Annotated in this window: 18 protein-coding genes; 7 read left to right on the top strand and 11 right to left on the bottom strand. The window is 68.7% G+C overall.

Going from position 1 to position 19,721, the window contains the following annotated elements:
• Positions 1–49: 49 nt before the first annotated feature.
• Entirely contained in the window at positions 50–832 is a 783-nt protein-coding gene (locus HWX08_RS25410; RefSeq protein ID WP_174920990.1) for an aldolase, read from the bottom strand.
• Between the two features lie 134 nt (positions 833–966).
• Here HWX08_RS25410 and HWX08_RS25405 point away from each other — a divergent pair, with 134 nt between their 5' ends.
• Both HWX08_RS25405 and hutC read left to right on the top strand, forming a co-directional pair.
• The gene (locus HWX08_RS25405; RefSeq protein WP_069260985.1) at positions 967–1,509 is read left to right on the top strand and encodes a helix-turn-helix domain-containing protein; all 543 of its coding nucleotides are present in this window, start codon (positions 967–969) and stop codon (positions 1,507–1,509) included.
• Positions 1,510–1,540: 31 nt separating this feature from the next.
• The gene (gene hutC, locus HWX08_RS25400) at positions 1,541–2,278 is read left to right on the top strand and encodes a histidine utilization repressor (RefSeq protein WP_174920991.1); all 738 of its coding nucleotides are present in this window, start codon (positions 1,541–1,543) and stop codon (positions 2,276–2,278) included.
• A 76-nt stretch (positions 2,279–2,354) separates the two neighbouring features.
• Here hutC and HWX08_RS25395 read toward each other — a convergent pair whose 3' ends face one another.
• Positions 2,355–3,203: a phytanoyl-CoA dioxygenase family protein gene (locus HWX08_RS25395; protein ID WP_069260987.1), complete on the bottom strand. Its 849-nt coding sequence runs from the start codon at positions 3,201–3,203 to the stop codon at positions 2,355–2,357.
• 31 nt (positions 3,204–3,234) lie between these two features.
• A complete protein-coding gene (locus tag HWX08_RS25390) occupies positions 3,235–4,038 on the bottom strand; it encodes an ABC transporter substrate-binding protein (RefSeq protein ID WP_174920992.1) in 804 nt (267 codons plus the stop codon).
• A 531-nt stretch (positions 4,039–4,569) separates the two neighbouring features.
• On the opposite strand from HWX08_RS25390, the gene HWX08_RS25385 reads away from it, so the two are divergent.
• Complete coding sequence (locus HWX08_RS25385; RefSeq protein WP_174920993.1) at positions 4,570–5,433, top strand: LysR family transcriptional regulator; 864 nt, start codon at positions 4,570–4,572, stop codon at positions 5,431–5,433.
• A gap of 57 nt (positions 5,434–5,490) precedes the next feature.
• On the opposite strand, the gene HWX08_RS25380 is transcribed toward HWX08_RS25385, so the two are convergent.
• From HWX08_RS25380 to HWX08_RS25370, 3 genes are all read right to left on the bottom strand, one after another.
• A complete protein-coding gene (locus HWX08_RS25380) occupies positions 5,491–5,964 on the bottom strand; it encodes a nuclear transport factor 2 family protein (protein ID WP_174920994.1) in 474 nt (157 codons plus the stop codon).
• A 79-nt stretch (positions 5,965–6,043) separates the two neighbouring features.
• On the bottom strand, positions 6,044–7,228 hold the full coding sequence (locus HWX08_RS25375; RefSeq protein ID WP_174920995.1) for an amidohydrolase family protein: 1,185 nt from the start codon (positions 7,226–7,228) through the stop codon (positions 6,044–6,046).
• 90 nt (positions 7,229–7,318) lie between these two features.
• The gene (locus HWX08_RS25370; RefSeq protein WP_174920996.1) at positions 7,319–8,518 is read right to left on the bottom strand and encodes an amidohydrolase family protein; all 1,200 of its coding nucleotides are present in this window, start codon (positions 8,516–8,518) and stop codon (positions 7,319–7,321) included.
• Between the two features lie 440 nt (positions 8,519–8,958).
• Between HWX08_RS25370 and HWX08_RS25365 the strand changes: the two genes are divergently transcribed.
• From HWX08_RS25365 to HWX08_RS25355, 3 genes are all read left to right on the top strand, one after another.
• Positions 8,959–9,618: an outer membrane lipoprotein gene (locus tag HWX08_RS25365; protein WP_174920997.1), complete on the top strand. Its 660-nt coding sequence runs from the start codon at positions 8,959–8,961 to the stop codon at positions 9,616–9,618.
• Positions 9,619–10,063: 445 nt separating this feature from the next.
• Positions 10,064–10,573 carry a GNAT family N-acetyltransferase gene (locus tag HWX08_RS25360; RefSeq protein WP_174920998.1) on the top strand — a complete coding sequence of 170 codons (510 nt, stop codon included), beginning with the start codon at positions 10,064–10,066 and terminating at the stop codon, positions 10,571–10,573.
• 297 nt (positions 10,574–10,870) lie between these two features.
• A complete protein-coding gene (locus HWX08_RS25355; RefSeq protein ID WP_174920999.1) occupies positions 10,871–12,229 on the top strand; it encodes an aspartate aminotransferase family protein in 1,359 nt (452 codons plus the stop codon).
• Between the two features lie 118 nt (positions 12,230–12,347).
• Here the strand turns inward: HWX08_RS25355 and HWX08_RS25350 are convergent, their stop codons facing one another.
• Together HWX08_RS25350 and HWX08_RS25345 are read right to left on the bottom strand one after the other, a co-directional pair.
• Positions 12,348–13,532, bottom strand: coding sequence for a M20 aminoacylase family protein (locus HWX08_RS25350; RefSeq protein WP_174921027.1), 1,185 nt, complete (start codon positions 13,530–13,532; stop codon positions 12,348–12,350).
• Positions 13,533–13,561: 29 nt separating this feature from the next.
• Positions 13,562–14,794, bottom strand: coding sequence for a diaminopropionate ammonia-lyase (locus HWX08_RS25345; RefSeq protein WP_174921000.1), 1,233 nt, complete (start codon positions 14,792–14,794; stop codon positions 13,562–13,564).
• Between the two features lie 177 nt (positions 14,795–14,971).
• Here HWX08_RS25345 and HWX08_RS25340 point away from each other — a divergent pair, with 177 nt between their 5' ends.
• Positions 14,972–15,448, top strand: coding sequence for an Lrp/AsnC family transcriptional regulator (locus tag HWX08_RS25340; RefSeq protein WP_174921001.1), 477 nt, complete (start codon positions 14,972–14,974; stop codon positions 15,446–15,448).
• 70 nt (positions 15,449–15,518) lie between these two features.
• Here HWX08_RS25340 and HWX08_RS25335 read toward each other — a convergent pair whose 3' ends face one another.
• The 3 genes from HWX08_RS25335 to mhpT all read right to left on the bottom strand — a co-directional run bounded on the left by HWX08_RS25335 (position 15,519) and on the right by mhpT (position 19,697).
• On the bottom strand, positions 15,519–17,243 hold the full coding sequence (locus tag HWX08_RS25335) for a tannase/feruloyl esterase family alpha/beta hydrolase (RefSeq protein ID WP_174921002.1): 1,725 nt from the start codon (positions 17,241–17,243) through the stop codon (positions 15,519–15,521).
• A gap of 33 nt (positions 17,244–17,276) precedes the next feature.
• Positions 17,277–18,425 (bottom strand): porin, encoded by a 1,149-nt coding sequence (locus HWX08_RS25330; RefSeq protein WP_107311091.1) that lies wholly within the window; start codon positions 18,423–18,425, stop codon positions 17,277–17,279.
• Positions 18,426–18,491: 66 nt separating this feature from the next.
• Positions 18,492–19,697 carry a 3-(3-hydroxy-phenyl)propionate transporter MhpT gene (gene mhpT / locus HWX08_RS25325; RefSeq protein ID WP_069261000.1) on the bottom strand — a complete coding sequence of 402 codons (1,206 nt, stop codon included), beginning with the start codon at positions 19,695–19,697 and terminating at the stop codon, positions 18,492–18,494.
• Positions 19,698–19,721: the final 24 nt, after the last annotated feature.

Genomic DNA, 19,721 nt, shown 5'->3' with positions numbered 1-19,721 from the left:
ATAGGGATTCCTCAATGATGAATACATGGCTCGGCAACGAATCGGCCGCTCACGCGACGCAATCCCGATGCGTGCGCAATGCACGGCGCGCGTAGTAGTCGAACGTCACCGCATCGCGCTTCGGCTTCGAGATCCAGTCGTGCGCTTCGCGCGCCAGCGTCGGCGGCACCGGCCGGATCTCGCCGGCCGACATCGCGAGCAATTGCAGCTTCGCGGCCCGCTCGATCAGCAGCGCGAGCAGACAGGCTTCCTCGATCGTCTTGCCGACCACGAGCTGGCCGTGATGCGCCAGCAGGATCGCGCGCTTGCTGCCGAGCGCCTTCGAGATGATCTCGCCCTCCTCGTTGCCGACCGGCACGCCGGGCCAGTCCTTCAGGAACGCGCAGTCGTCGTACAGCGGACAGGTATCCATGTGCGACACGACGAGCGGCTGCTCGAGCATCGACAGCGCCGCGACGTGCGCCGGATGCGTATGGATGATGCAGTTCACGTCCGGGCGCTCGCGGTAGATCCACGTATGGAACCGGTTGGCCGGATTCGGAATGCCGTCGCCGTCGACGACGTCGAGATCCTCGTTCACGCGCAGCAGGTTCGCGGCGGAGATTTCGTCGAACCCGAGCCCGAGCCGCTGCGTGTAGTAGGTGCCGGCGTCGCCCCCGCGGCACGTGATCTGCCCGGCGAGCCCGGAATCGTGGCCGGCGTCGAACAGGATCCGGCACGTGAGCGCGAGCTTCTGCCGCGCGGACCAGCCGCTGTCGCCCACTTCGTTTTCAAGCCGCCGCTCCGCCAGCGCGACCAGCGCTTCCTTCGTCAACTTCAGCGTTTCCGCCATGTTCGCCTCCCGAATGGCGCCGGCCTGCCGCGCCGTCCGCAGCTGTTTTCCCGGCACCACGCGACACACGATACACCATAGGACACGTTGTGTCATGCGTTACAATCGGTTTTTCGAAGGACACCTGGCGCCCCATGACGATTCGCCTGAAGCTGCTCAGAAAACAGAAGGGCTGGACGCTCGACGTGCTGGCCGACGAGACGGGTCTCACCAAGAGCTACCTGTCGAAAGTCGAGCGCGGCCTGAGCGTGCCGTCGATCGCGGTCGCGCTGAAGCTGTCGAAGGCGTTGAACGTCGATGTCGAGCAACTGTTCTCCGAAAGTCACAACCGCGAGCTGATCACGGTCACGCGCGCCGGCGAACGCACGGCGATGGGCGCGGCGGCCGACAGCCGCGCGCACCGCTTCGAAAGCATCGCGGCCGGCGTCGCGCCGAAGAAGATGCTGCCGTTCGTCGTGCATCCGCCGCACGAATTCGTCGCATCGACGTTCCGCGAGCACGAAGGCGAGGAATTCCTGTTCGTGCACAAGGGGCGCGTCGAGATCGAATTTCCGAACGAGACCGTGCAACTCAAGGCGGGCGATTCGGTCTATTTCAACGCACTCATCCCGCACCGCACGCGCAGCCTCGGCACCGCGCAGGCGGAGATCCTGGTCGTCGTCAGTCACGACGACTAGCATCGTCACCTCTTCGCGCAAGGATTCCCCGATGGTCACGAAGGCCACCGCACCGTTCCAGCAGATCAAGACGCTCGTTCGCCGGAACGTCGAATCCGGCGCCTGGCGCCCCGGGGACCGCATTCCGTCCGAGCTCGATCTCGCCGCGCAGTTCGGCGTCGCGCGCATGACGGTCAACCGCGCGCTGCGCGAGCTGACCGAGGAAGGCGTGCTCAAGCGCATCGCGGGCGTCGGCACCTTCGTCGCCGAGGAGAAGCCGCAGTCGAACCTGCTGATGATCGCGCACATCCGCGACGAAATCCGCGCGCGCGGGCACGAATATCGCTGCCGCGTGCTGAGCCGGGCAAGCGAGCCCGCGTCGTTCGACGTCGCGGCCGCGTTCGGCCTGCCGGTCAACACACCGATCTTTCACGTGGTGTGCGTGCACGAGGAAAACGGCCGCCCGATCCAGCTCGAGGATCGCTACGTGAACCCGGCCGCCGCGCCCGGCTTCATCGACCAGGATTTCCAGACCGAGCCGCCGTCGGAGTACCTGTACAACAACGTGTCGCACTACGAACTGGAGATCGAGCACGTGGTCGATGCGTCGCTGCCGACCGGCGAACAGGCGCGGCTGCTCGACATGCGCGCCGACGAGCCGTGTCTCACGCTCACGCGTCGCACCTGGACGAACGGGTTGCCCGTCACGTTCGTGCATTTCCTGCATCCGGGCAACCGCTACCGGCTCGGCTCGCGCTTCAAGCCGGGCGCCGGGCGCCATCCCACCTGAGCCTTCATCGTCCGTACCAACGAGCACGGCGGCCGTTTCGCGATGAAACGGCCGCCGTGTTATGTATCGACCCTGCTCAGATCGCGCCGGCCTGCCCCGCGCCGCGCGACCACACGACCGGAAACAGCGGATGATCGAGCGGCGCGCCGTCGGGCAGTTGCTCGGCGAGCCCGGGGAACTCGGGCGACGTCTTCCAGCGGCGCGGCGCGTGACGGATGTCGTCGCCGACGAAGCGGATCGAGAACGCGCGGCGGCGGTTCTGCGTGCCGCCCGACGCGTGCAGCGTCAGCATCCGGAAGCACACCATGTCGCCGGGTTCGAGCGCCCAGCGGCGGATCGGAAACGCCGCGCGGTCGGCCTCGATGTCGGGCAGGTCCGCGAGGCTGCCTTCCGGGAACCACTTCGCTTCCTTGTCCATGAACGTGCGCGGCATCAGCCACGGCCCGCGATGCGAGCCCGCGACGAATTCCAGCGTCGATTCGAGCGGCACCGGATCGACCGGAATCCACATGCTGACGTTGTCGTCGCCTTCGATGTTGTAGTACGGCTGGTCCTGATGCCACGGCGTGCGCTGCCGCGTGCCGGGCTCCTTCACGAGCAGGTGGTCGTGATGCAGCCGCACGCTTTCGGTGCCCATCAGCGCGGCGGCCACCGACGGCGCCGGCGAGCGCACGATGAAGTCGCGATATGCGTCGTTGTGCTGCCAGTTGCAGAAGTCCTCGAAGAACCAGCCCGGATCGTCGGGCCGGCTCGCGACTTTCGCGCGCACGCTCGGCTGCGCGAGGTTCGCATCGATGCCGGCGCGCAGCGCGGCGACTTCGTCGGGCGAAAAAATGCCCTTGATGCAGACCGCGCCTTCGTCTCGGAACGCGGCGATCAGTTCGGGCGTCACGGCTTGCGCGACGCGATCCTGGATACTCGTCATGGTGTGCCTGTCGATTGAATGCGTGACGGAGTCACGGTGCCGAAGTCAGTTGCTGCTTCGCGCCGTAGATATCGAAATCGAAGTATTTCGCGGCGATCTTCTGATACGTGCCGTTCGCGCGGATCGCGGCGATCGCGTCGTTCAGCCGCTTCTTCATGTCGGCATCGCCCTTGCGCACGCCCATCGCGACGCCGTAGCCCGTGATCCGCACGTCGGTCACGTCGGGGCCCGCGAACGCGTAGCCCTTGCCGCGCGGCGTCTTCAGGAACGAGTAGCCGGCCTGCGTCTTGTCCTGGAAGGTCGCGTCGAGGCGGCCGTTGACGAGATCCTGATACACCTGGTCCTGGTTCTGGTACGAGACGATCGTCACGCCCTTGGTCGCCCATTCGGCCTTCGCGTACGCCTCCTGCGTCGTGCCCTGGTCGATCCCGATGCGCTTGCCCGCGAGCGACGCGGCGGTGGGCAGCAGCTTCGAGCCGACCGGCGCGACGAGCGCGCCCGGCGACGCATACAGCTTGTTCGAGAAATCGATCTGCTTGAGCCGTTCGTCGGTGGCCGTCATCGCGGACATGATCACGTCGAACTTGCGCGCGCGCAGCGCCGGGATCATCCCGTCGAAGCCCTGCTCGACCCACACGCATTTCGCGCGCAGGTGCTCGCAGATCGCGTTGCGCAGGTCGATGTCGAAGCCGGCGAGCGAGCCGTCGGGCTGCTTCGCCTCGAACGGCGGATAGGTGGGATCGATGCCCCAGCGGATCGTCGACGTGTCCTGCGCGAACGATACGAGCGGCGCGAACGCCAGCGCGGTGACGAAAAGCGTTGCAGAGCGGTTCATGACGGGTCCTTGAAAGTCTCGACGCGCGGCGGGCAGGCGCCGGCGTCCGGTGGGTGCGATTGCGCCGGAGCGGCAGGCGCGGGGCGCGAAAGACAGGGACTTCGATGAAACTGCGATGCAGTCTAGACCGCTCAATTTTCGAGCGCAAGCGGGGAAACGGAGGGTGGGGCGGAATGCAGGTTCGAATCGGGAAAGGAGAGTGCAGTAGCGCCTGCAACGTGACCGTCTGGCGGGGATTTCCTCGCATTCTTAGGGTGTTTACCCTGCGCGATGCATACCCGCAACGGCGCGTGCTTTTCCGGAGAGAGGTGAGATTACGGTGTCTATACCGGTCGTCCCGGCACGGTCTCGTCCAGCGCACGCCACGATGGCATTCTCCGAGGACGAAAATTCATCTGAAGATGTGCGTCAGGCGCCCCCGCGCCGCCGCACCAGGTCCGTCGAAACCGCGATTGCCCGCCGTGTCCGGCCATGTTAAAAGTCGTCGCACGCATTTGGAAATGAAATGCGCGAATCCACAGAAGTGCAGAAATGAATAGACCCCTGTTCGACCTCGACCTGCTGCGCGCGCTCGTGATGGTCGCCGATTGCGGCAGCTTCACGACCGCGTCGGCGCGCCTGCATTCGACGCAGTCGACGGTCAGCCAGAAGGTGCGCCGGCTCGAGGAAATCGCCGGGCACCGCCTGCTCGACCGCGGCACGCGCGACGTGCGGCCGACCGACGCGGGCGTGACGGTGCTCAGCTATGCGCGGCGCATGATCGCGCTAAACGACGAGATGCTCGAAGCGCTGTCGGGAGCGACGGTCGCGCTGACGATCCGGCTCGGCGTGCCCGACGATTTCGCGGCGGGCCGTACGACGCATGCGCTCGCGGCATTCAAGCGCGCGCATCCGCAGGTGAAGCTCGAAGTGACGTGCGGGCTGAGCCGCGACATCAGCGCCGCGTACGACCGCGGCGAACTCGACCTCGTGCTGATCAAGCAGCGGCGCGACAGCCGTGAGGCCGTGGTGCGCTGGCCCGAGCAGCTGCGCTGGATCGACAGCGCGAAGCATCCGTCGATCGATCTCGACCCGGTGCCGATCGTCGTCTTCCCGCCGCGCGGGCTCTATCGCGACGACATGATCAAGGCGATCGAGGAGCGCGGCCGCCGCTGGCGGATCAGCTTCACGACGTCGAGCCTGAGCGGCATCCAGGCCGCGGTCGCGGACGGGCTCGGCATCAGCGTGCTGCCGGCGCGCGTGGTGACGGACGAGCACGTCGTGCTGACCGCGAAGCAGGGTTTCGCGCCGATCGAGCACATGGACATCGCGATACTGCACCGTCCGACGGCCGACCCGATGGTCAGCGAACTGACGAAGGTGCTCGCGACGATGCTCGAGCACGAGGAGCGGTAAGCAGGCCGGCAGCGGCAACGCGAAGGCCGCCGCGACGCGCTCGCGCGCCCGACCCCGTCAGAACATCGTGTTTGCGTTCGCGGCCTGCTCGGGCACCGGCTGATTGACGTCCCAGTGCTCGACGATCTTGCCGTTCTCGAGCTTGAAGATGTCGATGATCGCGCTGCCGCGCGTGCCGGGTTCGCGCACCGCGTGCACGTGCAGGATCACGTAGTCGCCGTCGACGAACGCGCGTTTGATCTCGCTGTGCGACTGCGGATATTTGTCGCGCAGGAACGCGACGAACTTGCGGAAGCCGTCGCGGCCGTCGGCCGCGTTCGGGTTGTGCTGCACGTAGCGGTCGCCGACATACGCGAGCGCGGCGTCAGCATCCTTGTCGTTCAACCCTTTTTCGTAGAACGCGAGCACCGTGCGCCGGTTCGCTTCCTGCCGCGCGCCCGTCGGCCCGGCCGCCACCGCCTGCGCGGCGCTCACGGCGAACAGGGCCGCCGCCATCCATCGTGCGGCCCGTGCCGCTGTCGTGCGTCGCATCGTCGTCTCCCGGGAAGTCCGGCTTAAAACCGGATCATACCGGCGCGGCACGGCGCTCGGGCCGCACTCGCGGCTTCACTCAGACCAGCGCACCGTTGCGCGCGACGATCTTTCCGGACGACACGACGAGCCGCCGCACCGGCCGCGCGACGACGGCCTCGGCGAATGTCAACGCATCGACGAGTACGACGTCCGCGCGGCAACCGGGCTGCAGCCCGTAGCCGTCGAAGCCGCACCCGCGCGCCGCGCCGTGCGTCACGCAGTCGAGCGCGACTTCGAGCGCATCGTCGCGGCGGAAATCGTTGCGCATGCCGATCAGCATCGCGCGTTCGAGCATGTCGGGCGACCCGTACGGCGTCCACGTGTCGCGCACGCCGTCGTTGCCGCCGATGACCGTCACGCCCGCCGCGCGGCATGCGGCCACCGACGGCACCGGCACCGCGGCCGGCGCGGTCGTGACGAGCCCGACGCCGAGCTCGGCCATCCGCGCGAGCAGCGCATCGCGCTCGCGTTCGGCGATATCGCCGAGACAGAAGCCGTGGCTGATCGTCACCTTGCCCTGCATCGCGTGCGTGGCCGTACGCTGCAGGATCAGGTCGAGCGAGTACGCGCCCATCGAGCCGCGCTCGTGCAGATGCAGGTCGAGCCCACGGCCGTGGCGCGCGGCGATCGCGAACAGCACGTCCACCGCCTCGACCGGATCGCCTTCGATCGCGCACGGGTCGAGCCCGCCGAGCAGATCGGCGCCGGCAGCCAGCGCGTCGGACAGCAGCGCATCCGTGCCGGGGCGCTTGAGCATGCCCGACTGCGGAAACGCGACGATCTGGATCTCGACCTGCCCGCGCAGCGTCTCGCGCGTCGCGAGCACGCCGTGCAGATGCCGCAGCCCGGCTTCGGTATCGATGTCGACGTGCGTGCGGATGCGTGTGGTGCCGGCCGCGAGGAAAGCGCGCGCCAGCGCGAGCGACGCGACGCCGGCGTCGTGCCCGCTCGTCGCGCGATAGTGGCGTTCGTTCTCGATCCGGTCGACGAGGCGCGGCCCGACCTGGTTGCGATACCACGGCATGCCCCAGTGCGTCTTGTCGAGGTGCGTATGGCCTTCGACGAGACCGGGCAGCGCGAGCGCGAGCGCGCCGTCCTCGATCGCGCAGCCGGCAGGCGCATCGAGCGACGGGCCGATGCGCGCGATGCGATCGCCTTCGATCAGGATGTCGAGCGCGGCGTCGGCGCTCGGGCGGACGTTGCGGATCAGCAGGTTCGTCATGTCGGTTCCGGTGGGGTCGGTCAGTGCGGCTAGTGCAATTGGTGCGGTCCGGTCGAAGAGGCGCGGCGCAGGTGCCGCGCCCCGGCGCGGTCAGCGCGTGAAGCGCAGCGCGGGCGCGAACGGCGCGCCCGTATCGCTTTCGCCGCAGCGGAACACCCAGCGCTCGGCCGGCACGCCCGCGACGGCCGCCGCCGCATTCGGCGCACGCACCGCGACGAACGTCGCGTCGCAGCCGACCGCGATTCCATAGTTGTCCTTGCCGATTACGCGCGCACCGGCATACGTCGCCATGTCCAGCGCGATACCGAGCGCTTCGTCGGTGTAGAAGCCCGACCGGTAGCCGACCATCATCGCGCGTTGCAGCATGTCGCCGTTGCCGTACGGCCACCACGCGTCGCGGATGTTGTCGTTGCCCGCGAACACGTGCACGCCCGCGTCGCGCAGCGCCTGCACCGGCGGAAACGCGCAGTCGCCCGGCGCATTCGTCAGGATCGACACGCCGGCTTCGGCCAGTGCCGCCGCGGTGCGCTGCACGTCGGCCTCGCCGACCTGGCCGAGCGCGTACGCATGGCTCACGTTCACGCGGCCGCCGAGCCCGGCCGCGCGCGTGCGCGCCGCGATCCGCAGCAACTGCGCGATGCCCGTTTCGCCCGGCTCGTGCAGGTGGATGTCGATCTTCGCGCCGCGCTTTTCCGCGATGCCGAACACGATGTCGAGCTGGCCGTGCGCATCGCCGTCGAGCGTCGTCGGGTCGATCCCGCCCACCACATCCGCGCCTTCGCGCACGGCCGCATCGAGGACTTCGGCGGTGCCGGGGCACGACACGACGCCCGCCTGCGGGAACGCGACGAGTTCGATATCGACGATCCCGCGCCATTGCTCGCGCGCGGCCATCACGGCCTGCAGGTTCGACAGGCCGGTCGTCGCATCGACGTCGACGTGGCTGCGCATCGCGACCGTGCCGAACGCGGCGGCCTGCGCGATCAGCGCATTCGCGCGCTCGACGATCGGCGGCGCGGCCGCGAGCTGGCGCTTCTCGACCGCGAGCCGCTCGCGCAGCGTGCCGACCGGTTCGTGCGGCACCCAGCGATCGCCGACGAAGCTCTTGTCGAGGTGGATGTGACCGTCGACGAAGCCGGGCAGCACGACGCGGCCGTCGAGGTCGATCGTTTCCGCGCCGGGCGTAGCGGTGCAATCAGCGCCGATCGCGGCAAAGCGGCCGTCGCGAACGACGAGGTTGATTGGCTGGCCGCCGGCGTCGACGGCATTGATGAAGATACGTTCGGTCATGGCTCGGAATGGGGGCGGTCGCTGCGCGACGCCGGCGCGGACAGAGGAAGGCACCGCGGCCGGCACGGCGCGACCGTTGGAAGGGACTGCGGCCACGATATCGGACGCCGCTGCCCGAGGCCAATTAAATGTCGCGATGCCGCGCATTCGATTTCGCGATGCGCGGCATGACGACGGGGCTGGATCGCGATGAAGGCCGCGGAAAAGCGGATGGCCAAACGGCATCGGGATCACCGCAACGGGCACGCCCAAAGGCCGTCTCGCACCTTCGCCGAGCGCCGCTTCCACGCCCCGCCGGACGGCGATTTACGCGGCAACAGACTTTACACGTTGTTACCCGGCCGCACCGGACGCGCTTGCGGCCATTCCTTATACTCACGCCGAGTTCGCCACCCGTCCCGGCATTCGTCGGCGAACCCGTTGCCGATGCAGGAAACACCATGATGCGCATGCCTTCCACGAAGACCGTTCTGTTCGCCTCGCTCGTCGCCGTCGCGGCGCTGCCGCTGACCGCCTGCGTCGCGCCGGGTTACTACGGCGCGCAGCCGGGTTATCCGCAGCAGCAATACGCGACGCCCGGCTACGCGCAGCCCGCGTATTCGCAACCGGGCTACGTGCAGCAGCAACAGCCGTATCCGAACCAGACGCAGCCGCCGTACGACCAGTACGGCAACCCGCAGCCGTACGGCTCGCAGCAGCCGTATGACCAGTACGGGAATCAGCAGCAATACGGCAACCAGTACGGCAACGGCTACGGCACGCAGTACGGCACGGTCTCGAACATCCAGCCGGTCAACGGCTCGGTCGGCCCGTCGGGCGTGGCCGGCACCGTCGTCGGCGCGCTGGTCGGCGGCCTGGTGGGCAACCAGTTCGGCCGCGGCCACGGCCGCGACGCGGCGACCGTGATCGGCGCGCTCGGCGGCGCGGTGGCCGGCAACCAGATCGGTCAGCAGATGGGCGCCGCGCAAGGCCCGAGCAGCTACCGGATCGACGTGCAGGTCAGCGACGGCACAATGCGCTCGTTCGACGTGCAGTCGCCGGGCAACCTGCGGCCGGGCGATCGCGTGCAGATCAACGGCAATCAGCTGTCGCGGTATTGAGTTCGATGCGGTGCGCCTGACCTGATCGGGCGCATCGTTGCGCGCCGCTTGACGTCGAGCACGGGTTCGACGCGACCGCGCGCCTGCTTCATGTCATCTTCATCCGGCGTGCCGGCCCGGCGCACATGACGCGCCGCCTCCGGCGCTCCCTCGCACGGCCCCCCCTCCACCGCCCGCCCCGATAACCGCGTCACAACGCATCGGCGTCACATGCGCTCGACACCGAGCCCGACGCGCGTCGACCCCGCAGCCATCTGCAGACGCCGCGAACGCCGCTACGTCGACGGCGATGCGCGGTGCCCGCGCGACGCGATCTGAAAGGCCGCCCGTGCCCGCGCCACACGACGCCACGCGACATCCGGATTCCTATTACGATAAGGACGATGCATCCCGCGGCCGCAACGGCCCGCGCCGGCATGCACGACCTCCAACCTGAACGCCCCCGATGACGATCACGACCCGCCTGCTCGATGCGGCCGACGCCGCCCGCTTCCAGACCGTTCGCCTGCGTGCGGTCGACACCGCACCCACCTCTTTCCTGCCGACGCTCGAAGAAGAATCGCAGGTGCCCGTCGACGAATTCGCGACGCGCATCACGCCGAACCACGAGCGCGCGGTGTTCGGCGCGTTCGACGGCGATACGCTCGTCGGCATCACCGGCGTGCGCCGCGATGCGCGCGTGAAGATCGCGCACAAGGCGACGATCTGGGGCGTGTTCGTCGATCCCGCGTATCGCGGGCAGGGCATCGCGCAAACGCTGCTGGAAAACGCGACCGCGCACGCGGCGCAGGCGTGGGGCTGCAAGCAGCTGATGCTGTGCGTGAACGAGGTCAACGCCACCGCGGAGCGGCTGTATGCGTCGCAGGGGTTCGTGCGGTTCGGCACGGAACCGTGCTCGATGTTCGTCAACGGCCGCTTCTACGACGAGCACCACATGGTCAAGACGCTGGCGTAACGCGAGACGGCGGCGAACGGGCATCGTGACACGCAGCCGGGCGTGCCCCCGGGCCCGCTTCGTCCGCACCGGATCCGACGCCATGGATGTGAGCGCCCACCAACTTTCCATGCAATAAAACCGGCGTGGCCCACCCTCGCCGGTTTATGCGCAGAAACTTTTAGAAAAAATACCGACGCCTCGGCCTCGCGCCAAGCGGCCGCGCCACCGTCAACCTGCCTCCGTAATTCCGCCCCCTGTTCATCCCCCCGGCGCCCGCGCTATCGTTTCCGTACCTTCACAGCCCAGGAGCTGCCTTTGCCTTCCCGTCACGGAGTCGACCTCACCCGCGCCCGCGCGCTGTTCGATCGCGAGCGCCACGCATTCATCGAAGCCATGCCGGTCTCCCGCGCGCTGTCCGCGGAAGCGTCCGAGCACTTGCTGTTCGGCGTGCCGTTGCACTGGATGCAGGACTGGTCGACGCCGTTCTCGCTGGTCGTGAAGGAAGCGCGCGGCGCGACGTTCACCGACGTCGACGGCCACCGCTACGTGGACTTCTGCCTCGGCGACACCGGCGCGATGTTCGGCCATGCGCCCGAGCCCGTCGCGCGTGCGCTCGTCGAACAGGCCACGCGCGGCTACACGACGATGCTGCCGAGCGAAGATGCCGCGTGGGTGTCGCGCGAACTCGCACGCCGCTTCAGGCTGCCGGTCTGGCAGTTCGCGCTGAGCGCGAGCGACGCGAACCGCTTCGTGCTGCGCTGGGCGCGCGCGGCCACCGGCCGCAACACGATCGTCGTGTTCAACGGCTGCTATCACGGCACGGTCGACGACGTGTTCGTCGATCTCGTCGACGGTCGCCCGGTGCAGCGCGACAGCCTGCTCGGGCAGTCGTACGACCTGCTCGCGAATACGCGCGTCGTCGAATTCAACGACCTGCCCGCGCTCGAAGCGGCGCTGCAAGCCGGCGACGTCGCGTGCGTGCTCGCCGAGCCCGCGATGACGAACATCGGGATGGTGCTGCCCGATCCGGGCTTCTGGGACGCCGCGCGCGAACTGACGCGCCGCTACGGCACGCTGCTCGTGATCGACGAGACGCACACGATCAGCAGCGGCCCGGGCGGCTATGCAGTCGCGCACGGTCTCGAACCGGACATGCTGGTGGTCGGCAAGCCGATCGCGGGCGGCGTGCCGTGCGCGGTGTACGGGTTCAGCGCCGAATTCGCGGAACGCGCGAAGCAGGCGAAGCTGAACGCGCCGCCCGGCCATTCGGGGATCGGCACGACGCTCACCGCGAACATGCTCGCGATGCATGCGATGCGCGCGACGCTCGCCGAAGTCGCGACCGACGCGGCCTATGCGCACATGTTCGAACTCGCCGCGCGGCTGGCGTCGGGGCTCGAACAGGCGATCGCGCAACACCGGCTGCCGTGGTGCGTGACGCGCATCGGCGCGCGCACCGAATTTCAGTTCGCGCCGGTGCCGCCGCGCAACGGAACGCTCGCCGGCGCGCAGCTCGACAGCGAACTCGAACACGTCGTGCACCTGTACCTGCTGAATCGCGGCGTGCTCATCACGCCGTTCCACAACATGATGCTCGTGTGCCCGCAGACGACGGCCGACGATGTCGACCGGCTCGTCGCGCAGTTCGGCGCGTGTCTCGGCGAGCTGATGTGATGCGGTGACCTTCGCGGCGCGATGCGCGACCTTTGGCATCGCGCGTGCCGCCTGACGATGAAACGGCCCGCCGCACGGCGAGCCGTTTCCCGTCACATGCGTATCGTGCGGCGCCGCGCTACGCCGCCTTCAACGCCCGCCGCGCCACTTCCGCGAAATACCGCGCGCCGACCTGCAGGATCTCGTCGTTGAAATCGTAGCCCGCGTTGTGGAGCGGCACGCCGCCGCGGCCGGCCGCTTCACCGTTGCCGATGAACATGAAATTGCCGGGCACCGCCTGCAGGAACGCGCCGAAATCCTCCGAGATCATCATCGGCTGCACGTCGGCGTTCACCGCGTCCGCGCCCGCGACCTGCGCGGCCGCCTGCACGGCCGTGTCGACCCATTCCGGCGAATTCACCGTCGGCGCGAACTCGTGCGTGTACTCGAACGCGCAGCTCGCGCCGTGCGCGCGGCAGATCCCTTCGCTGATCTCGCGCATCCGCGTGGCCAGCAGCGCCTGCACGTCGCGCGAATAGCTGCGCGTGTCGCCCTTGATCGTCACGGTCGACGGCAGCACGTTGCGCAACCCGTCGGTGATGAACTCCGTGCACGAGATCACCGCCTGCTGGCCCGGATCGAGATTGCGCGACACGATCGTCTGCAGCGCGAGCACGACCTGCGCGCCGATCACGATCGGATCGATGCCCATGTGCGGACGTGCCGCATGCGTGCCGCGTCCATCGATTCGGATCACGAAGTTGTCCTCGCTCGCCATGATGCCGCCCGCGCGCGTCGTGAACGTCCCCGCGAGCATGCCCGGCATGTTGTGCGCGCCGAAGATCGCGTCCACCGGAAAGCGCTCGAACAACCCGTCGGCCATCATCGCCTTCGCGCCGCGACCATGCTCTTCCGCCGGCTGGAAAATGAAGCGCACCGTGCCGTCGAAATCCTTGCGCTCGGCCAGCAGCCGCGCGGCGCCGAGCACCATCGACATGTGGCCGTCGTGCCCGCACGCATGCATCTTGCCGGGCGTGCGCGACGCGTGTTCGCGGCCCGGCGCGTGCTCGGCGATGTTCAGCGCATCCATGTCCGCGCGGATGCCGATTGCGCGCTTGCCGGTGCCGGCCGTCAGGTTCGCGACGAGCCCCGTGCCGCCGATCCCGCGATGCACGTCGAGCCCGAGCGTCGTCAGGATGTGCGCGACGTAGTCCGACGTGTTCACCTCTTCGAAACCCGTCTCCGGATACTGGTGCAGATGGCGACGCCAGGCCTTAAGTTGCCCCTGCAGCGTGCTTTCTTCGGTTGCGTCCATTGCGTCCATTGCGTTCGCCTCGTCGATCATCATGTCGTTCAGGCCGCGACCGCCACGCGGTCCAGCCATGCGCACTGCCGTGCGAGCACCGCGTCGGCCGTTTCGCCAACGCAGTCGCGGTAGACGGACGGCGCCGTCGCCCCTTCGGTGTTGATCGCCAGCACGCGCGCATGCGCATCGAGCCCGACCTGTCGCGCCAGCGCCGGATCGCGCATCAGCACATCGAGCCCCGCGATGCCGGCCGCGCCCGATTCGCCGGCGACAATCGGCACGTCGCGTTCGCTGCCGGCCGCGAGGCCGCGCATCGCGCGCACCGCGTCTGCGTCGTCGATCAGCATGAAGTCGTCGACGCACATCTCGAGGAAATCCCACGCGAGCGGCGACGCCTCGCCGCACGCCAGCCCGGCCATCACCGAATCGACGCTGCCGCTCGCCTTCGTCGCGCGCCCCGCCAGTGCGCTCTGGTACAGGCAATCGGCCTGGCGCGGCTCGACGACGATGAAGCGCGGCCGCTGCACGCCGTCGCGCTCCCACAGATGGCTCGCGACGCCCGCGGCGAGGCCGCCCACCCCGCCCTGCAGCAGCACGTGCGTGAACGGCCGCCCGTCGTCCCGCGCCGCCTGCGCGACCGCTTCGGCAGCGATCACGCCGTAACCCTGCATCACGTCGCGCGGAATCGCTTCGTAGCCGTCGTACGACGTATCCGACACGACGTACCAGCCGTTCGCCTGCGCAAGCTGCGCCGCGCAGACGACCGACTCGTCGTAATTGCCCGCGATGCGCACGATCCGCGCGCCGTACGCCGAGATCGCGCGTTCGCGCTCGGCGTCGACGTTCGCGTGCAGCACGATTACGCACCCGCAGCCGATCGCCCGCGCGGCGGCCGCCAGTGCGCGGCCGTGGTTGCCGTCGGTCGCGCTGATCACCGTCAGGTCGGCCAGCTCCGCCGCGTAGCGGCCGGTGACGAGCCCTTGCGGATCGAGATCCTGTGTGCGGCGCAACCGCTTCACGAGCCGCACCAGCGCGATCGGCGCGCCGAGCGCCTTGAAGCTGCCGAGCGGCGAGCGGCACGACTCGTCCTTTACGCTCACGCTCGCGACGCCGAGCCGTGCGGCGAGATCGGGCAGCGCGCGCAGCGGCGTGCGCGCGTGGCCGACGAGCGGCCAGTGCGACAGCCATGCGCCGCTTTCTTCGGCGGACGCGATGTTCATGACGCGGCGCAGCGCGTTCGGGTAGGCGGTGCGCGACGCACGCGGGTTGGCAATCAGCACGCGGAAAGCTCCGGATCGGGACGGCCCAGGGGCCGTCGGGTGGATGGGGATCGGGCATGCGCGAGTTGCGCTCGCCGTCGGTTGAGAAATAATATTGCGCACGCCGGTCAACAAAATCGCCAAATCGGCCGCTCAGACGCAAAAATTTCTCATTCTTTCCAGGCTTCACGCACCATCATGACGATCCCTCTCGATGCGTACGATCGCAAGCTGCTGATGGCCATCCAGCGCGACGCGCAGACGCCGCAAAGCGAACTCGGCGCGCGCGTCAACCTGTCGACCGCGGCCGTGAACCGGCGCCTGAAGCGTCTCGCGGACGAAGGCGTGATCGAGCGTTACACGGCCGTCATCGCGCCGGACAAGGTCGACCATCCGCTGACGATCGTCGTCAACGTCGAGGTCGAAAGCGAGCAGATCGACCAGCTCGACGCGATGAAGCGCAGCTTCGAGCGCTGCCCGCAGATCCAGCAGTGCTACTACGTGACGGGGGAATGGGATTTCGTGCTGATCCTCGCCGTGCGCAACATGGATCAGTACAACGCGCTCACGCGCGAGCTGTTCTTCGCGAACAACAACGTGAAGCGGTTCAAGACGCTGGTGAGCATGAGCCGCGTGAAGGTCGGGCTCGAGGTGCCGGTCGAACCGGGCGAGTAAGTGAGCGGTTGCACACATGGGGCAGCCGGCATGCAGGACGCACGCCGGCCGCCTCCCATCGACGGCTACGTCAGCGGCAACTGAAGCTCGCCGCCGAATTCACGTCGCCGGAGCCGTTGTAGCGGGCCACCTGCGGATACGGGCACAGCGGCCGCGTACGCCCGGCGCCCCACGACGCGGGCACGTCCGCATTCGGCACCGCATTCGTCGCATCGCGCGCGGCGGCCACCACCGCCCCCGGCGCCTGCCCCTGCTCGACCCACGCGACGAGCGGCGTCAGCAGGTCGAACTGGTCGGCCGCCGGCCCGCCCGCGCAGTGGTTCATCCCCGGTACCGGATAGAAGCGCGCGAAATCCGACGCATCGCCGCCGTTCGCCTGCGCGACCCGCGCATACCAGTCGCGCGTGTCGTCGAACGAGAACACCGGGTCGCCCGTGCCGTGATAGACGAGCAGCTTCGCGCCGCGCGACTTCAGCGCGGACAGGTTCGTCTCGTCGGGCGGCGTCATGAACGACCACGCGGATTGCGTGTACACGCCGCTCGTCGCGAAAATGGCCGGCGCATCGTTGTCCATGTCGAAACCGAGCGCGAAGCCGGGCACGTTCGCGAGCACCGCCGCGGTTTTCGGCGGCGACATGAACGTGAACGCCATCGCGACCGGATCGAGCGTGATCGAATTCGACTGCTTCCACGCGGCCCAGCCGCTGCCGGCGATGCCCGGATCGTACGGAAAGCCCGCGTAGAGCGCCGTGCCCGCGCTGTTGCGTGCGCCCGTGAACACGTTTTCCAGTGCGCTCTTCTGCGCTGGCGTCAGGCACGCGCCCGTGCGCGCGCCGTTCGCGCAGGTCGGGATGTCGGCATCGACGCTGAAGTGCGCCTGGCACGCTGCGACGTCCTGCACCATCCCGTCGGCCGCGCCGTCGAGCGCATCGCATTTCTCGAGGATCTTCGCGCCGACGAACTGCCGCTCCGCATCGGTGAAGCCGCTGCGGATATCCGGCAGCCCGTTCGATCCGGTCGCCGACGCGATCTTCGCGAACTGCTGCGCGCCGTACATCTCGCCGACCGCCGCCTTCGGCAGATGAAAGCCCGGATCGCCCGCGATGATCCCGTCGTAGTCGGCCGGGTTGCGCACCGCCGTGACCATCGCGTGACGGCCGCCGTTCGAGCAGCCGCCGAAATAGCTGCGGTCGGGCGCCTTGCCGTACGCGAGCCGGATCACCTGCTTGGCCATCGGCGTGAGCGCGTCGACCGCGCCGTAGCCGTAGTCGATCCGAGCCTGCGGATCGAGGCCGAACAGCGGGTTCTGCGCGGCGCTGTGCCCCGAATCCGAGCTGATCACCGCGAAGCCCTGGTTCAGCGCATCGGTCAGCGGCCCGCCGCCGCCGATCTCGCCGGTCGCGGTCACGACGTTGCCGTCGAGCCCGCCGTTCGCCTGGTAGAAGAAGCGGCCGTTCCACGCTTTCGGCAAGCGCATTTCGAAGCCGATCGCGTAGGTCTTGCCGTCCACCGCGCTCACGCGCTCGTTCATCTTCCCGTCGATCACGCAATGCTCGGCGATCGGTTTGCCGGCCACCGTGAGCGCGCCGGCGGCCGCGGTCGTCACCGACGTGAACGACGTGTTCGCATACGCGAGCTTCGCGGCAAGCGCGTCGCACGTCTGCGCCATCGCGGCCGGTGTCGCGGCGCTCAGGTGCGTCGGCGCGGAATTCACGGAATCGTCGCCGCCGCAACCGGCGAGCATCGCGGCGGCGGACAGCGGCGCGATACAGAGGAATGCAGATTTCCTGTTCAAGTTAACTCCCGTTCGGTTCGTCACGCCGGTGAATCAGAACATGTGCCGCACGCCGACCATCGCGCCGAGCTGCCCCATCCCTTCGCCGGGCGTCGTGCCGGGCCCGCCGCCGCTGACCGCGTAACGCGCATGCGCGCTATTCCACAGATACGACGACTGCGCATAGACGGCCGTGCGCTTGGTCAGCAGATAGGTCGCGCGCAGCGTGGCCATCGTCGCGCGCGTGTCGTGCGCGCTGTTGACGATCCGGTAGCCTTCGCCGTCGACGATGAAGTCCGGCTTCACCGCATACGACGCGCCGACGAAGAACAGGTCCGAATGCGCACCGGCCGCGGCCGGCGAACCGGTCGACACGCGCCGGCCGATCCAGCCCGCGCCGATCTTCGCGCCGGCCGCCTGCGCATACGCGCTCACGTGCGTGCGCGCGTCCTTGCCGCCGCTGCTCGTGAACGGGACGGGCGCCACGCCATCGAAGAAATTCGCGGCCGCGCCGGTGCCGCCGCGCTGCTCCTCGTACGACGCCGCCGCACCGAAATACGCGCTGTCGTACTTGAGCATCACCGACCAGTTGCGGCATTGCACCGCGTCGCCGGGCACCTGCCCCGCGCACGTGCCCTGCCCCGGCGAATTGCCGGTGCCCGCACCGTCGCGGCCGAACGAATACGCGGCGCCGAGCGTCACGCCGCGATACGTGCCGAGGTAGGTCACCGCGTTGTCCGCGCGACCGTTCGGCACGTATGCGTCGAACGAGCCGAGCCCGTAGATGTCGGGGCCGATGATGTCCGCGCCCTGCAGCGCGAGATAGGTCATCGTGTACTGGCGGCCGAACGCGAGCGTGCCGAAGCCGCCCTTCAGCCCGACGAACGCCTGCCGCCCGAACAGCCGGCCGCCCTGGCCGAGATCGCCGCCGCGCACGTTGAAGCCGCTTTCGAGCGTGAACACCGCCTGGTAGCCGCCGCCGAGATCCTCGGTGCCGCGCAGCCCCCAGCGCGACGGCAGTTCGCCCGTCACGCCCGGCATGCGCACCACGTGGTCGCCCGCCGCATTCGCGTGCGACACGAATTCGACGCCCGTGTCGATGATCCCGTACAGCGTCACGCTCGACTGCGCGTGCGCGCCCGGGGCGGCGAGCGCGCAGCACGCGCCGGCGGCCAGCAGGCCGTTCCTTGTCTTCGTTTTCATTGCGTTGCGTCTCCAGACCTTGGTGAGTGGCGCGCTCTGACGGCGCGCATTGAAAAAAACGAAACCTCAGTCGCCGGCCTGCGGGCGGCGAATCAGCAGCAGCGCGGCGACGGCCGCGACCAGCGTGACGGGAATGCTCGCGCCGATCACCATCGGCGCGCTGCGCCCGGCGGCCAGCAGCGTCGCGGCCGCGAGCGGCCCGACGACGGAGCCGAGCCGGCCGACGGCCACCGCGGAGCCGACGCCGGTACCGCGCATCGCGGTCGGGTAGTACATCGCGGCAAGCGCATACAGCACCGACTGGCCGCCGACGACGAACATCCCCGCCGCGAATGCCGCGACGGACAGCCAGACGAGCCCCGGCGCGACCGCCAGCGCGGCAAGCGACAGCACGATCCCCGCATACATCCCGACGACGACCCGCGACGTCTTCATCCGGTCCATCGCCATGCCGATGCCGAGCACGCCGAGGCCGCTGCCGATGTTGAAGAAGATCTGCACGATCCCGGCCTGGCTGCGCGCGAGCCCCTTCGCCGCCATCAGCGACGGCAGCCAGTTGAGCAGGAAATACAGCACGATCAGCGTGCAGAAGTAGCTGAGCCACAGCGCGAGCGTGGTGCCCGTGCGTGCGCCGCCGAACAGCGTGTGGACGACGCCCGGACGTGCGGAGCCCGACGCGCTGACGTCGAGGAACGCGCGCGATTCCGGCAGCAGGGCGAGCAGCAGCGGCGCGAGCAGCAGCGGCCCGACGCCGCCGACGTAGAAGATGTGCCGCCATTCGGTATCGCCGGCCAGCAGCACGCCGATCAGCGCCGCGATCATCCCGCCGAACGGAATGCCGCAGTACATCACCGCCACCGCGCTGCCGCGCGAGCGTGCGTCGACGGATTCGGACGACAGCGCGATCAGGTTCGGCATCGCACCGCCGAGCCCGAGGCCGGTCAGCGCGCGCACCACGACCAGCATCGCGAAGCTCGACACCTGCGCGGTCGCAATCGACAGCAGCCCGAACAGGCAGACCGACGCGATCAGCACCCGCTTGCGGCCGACCCGGTCGGCGAGCCAGCCGCCGAGCATCGCGCCCGGCAGCAGCCCGAAGGTGCCCGCGCTGAACGCGATGCCCATCTGCGACACGGACAGCCCGAATTCGCGCGCCATCCGCGGCGCGGCGACGCCGACCGACTGCAGGTCGAGCCCTTCGAGAAGTGCGATCGCGAAACACAGCGCGAGCGTGGTCGCGACCGTGGGTTTTTCCGCAACGTAAGTGTTCATGCTGTCTCCAGATCCGATGTCTTG

This window comes from Burkholderia metallica (assembly GCF_902832845.1).
Taxonomy (GTDB): Bacteria; Pseudomonadota; Gammaproteobacteria; order Burkholderiales; family Burkholderiaceae; genus Burkholderia; species Burkholderia metallica.
The sequence above is the reverse complement of the archived record's forward strand: the minus strand, read 5'-3'. Positions and strand labels throughout refer to the sequence as shown.

Bases quoted from the DNA above. Each gene is read 5' to 3' on its own strand.
- HWX08_RS25410 (WP_174920990.1), bottom strand. From the start codon at position 832: ATGGCGGAAACGCTGAAGTTGACGAAGGAAGCGCTGGTCGCGCTGGCG.
- HWX08_RS25405 (WP_069260985.1), top strand. From the start codon at position 967: ATGACGATTCGCCTGAAGCTGCTCAGAAAACAGAAGGGCTGGACGCTC.
- hutC (WP_174920991.1), top strand. From the start codon at position 1,541: ATGGTCACGAAGGCCACCGCACCGTTCCAGCAGATCAAGACGCTCGTT.
- HWX08_RS25395 (WP_069260987.1), bottom strand. From the start codon at position 3,203: ATGACGAGTATCCAGGATCGCGTCGCGCAAGCCGTGACGCCCGAACTG.
- HWX08_RS25390 (WP_174920992.1), bottom strand. From the start codon at position 4,038: ATGAACCGCTCTGCAACGCTTTTCGTCACCGCGCTGGCGTTCGCGCCG.
- HWX08_RS25385 (WP_174920993.1), top strand. From the start codon at position 4,570: ATGAATAGACCCCTGTTCGACCTCGACCTGCTGCGCGCGCTCGTGATG.
- HWX08_RS25380 (WP_174920994.1), bottom strand. From the start codon at position 5,964: ATGCGACGCACGACAGCGGCACGGGCCGCACGATGGATGGCGGCGGCC.
- HWX08_RS25375 (WP_174920995.1), bottom strand. From the start codon at position 7,228: ATGACGAACCTGCTGATCCGCAACGTCCGCCCGAGCGCCGACGCCGCG.
- HWX08_RS25370 (WP_174920996.1), bottom strand. From the start codon at position 8,518: ATGACCGAACGTATCTTCATCAATGCCGTCGACGCCGGCGGCCAGCCA.
- HWX08_RS25365 (WP_174920997.1), top strand. From the start codon at position 8,959: ATGATGCGCATGCCTTCCACGAAGACCGTTCTGTTCGCCTCGCTCGTC.
- HWX08_RS25360 (WP_174920998.1), top strand. From the start codon at position 10,064: ATGACGATCACGACCCGCCTGCTCGATGCGGCCGACGCCGCCCGCTTC.
- HWX08_RS25350 (WP_174921027.1), bottom strand. From the start codon at position 13,532: ATGGACGCAATGGACGCAACCGAAGAAAGCACGCTGCAGGGGCAACTT.
- HWX08_RS25340 (WP_174921001.1), top strand. From the start codon at position 14,972: ATGACGATCCCTCTCGATGCGTACGATCGCAAGCTGCTGATGGCCATC.
- HWX08_RS25330 (WP_107311091.1), bottom strand. From the start codon at position 18,425: ATGAAAACGAAGACAAGGAACGGCCTGCTGGCCGCCGGCGCGTGCTGC.
- mhpT (WP_069261000.1), bottom strand. From the start codon at position 19,697: ATGAACACTTACGTTGCGGAAAAACCCACGGTCGCGACCACGCTCGCG.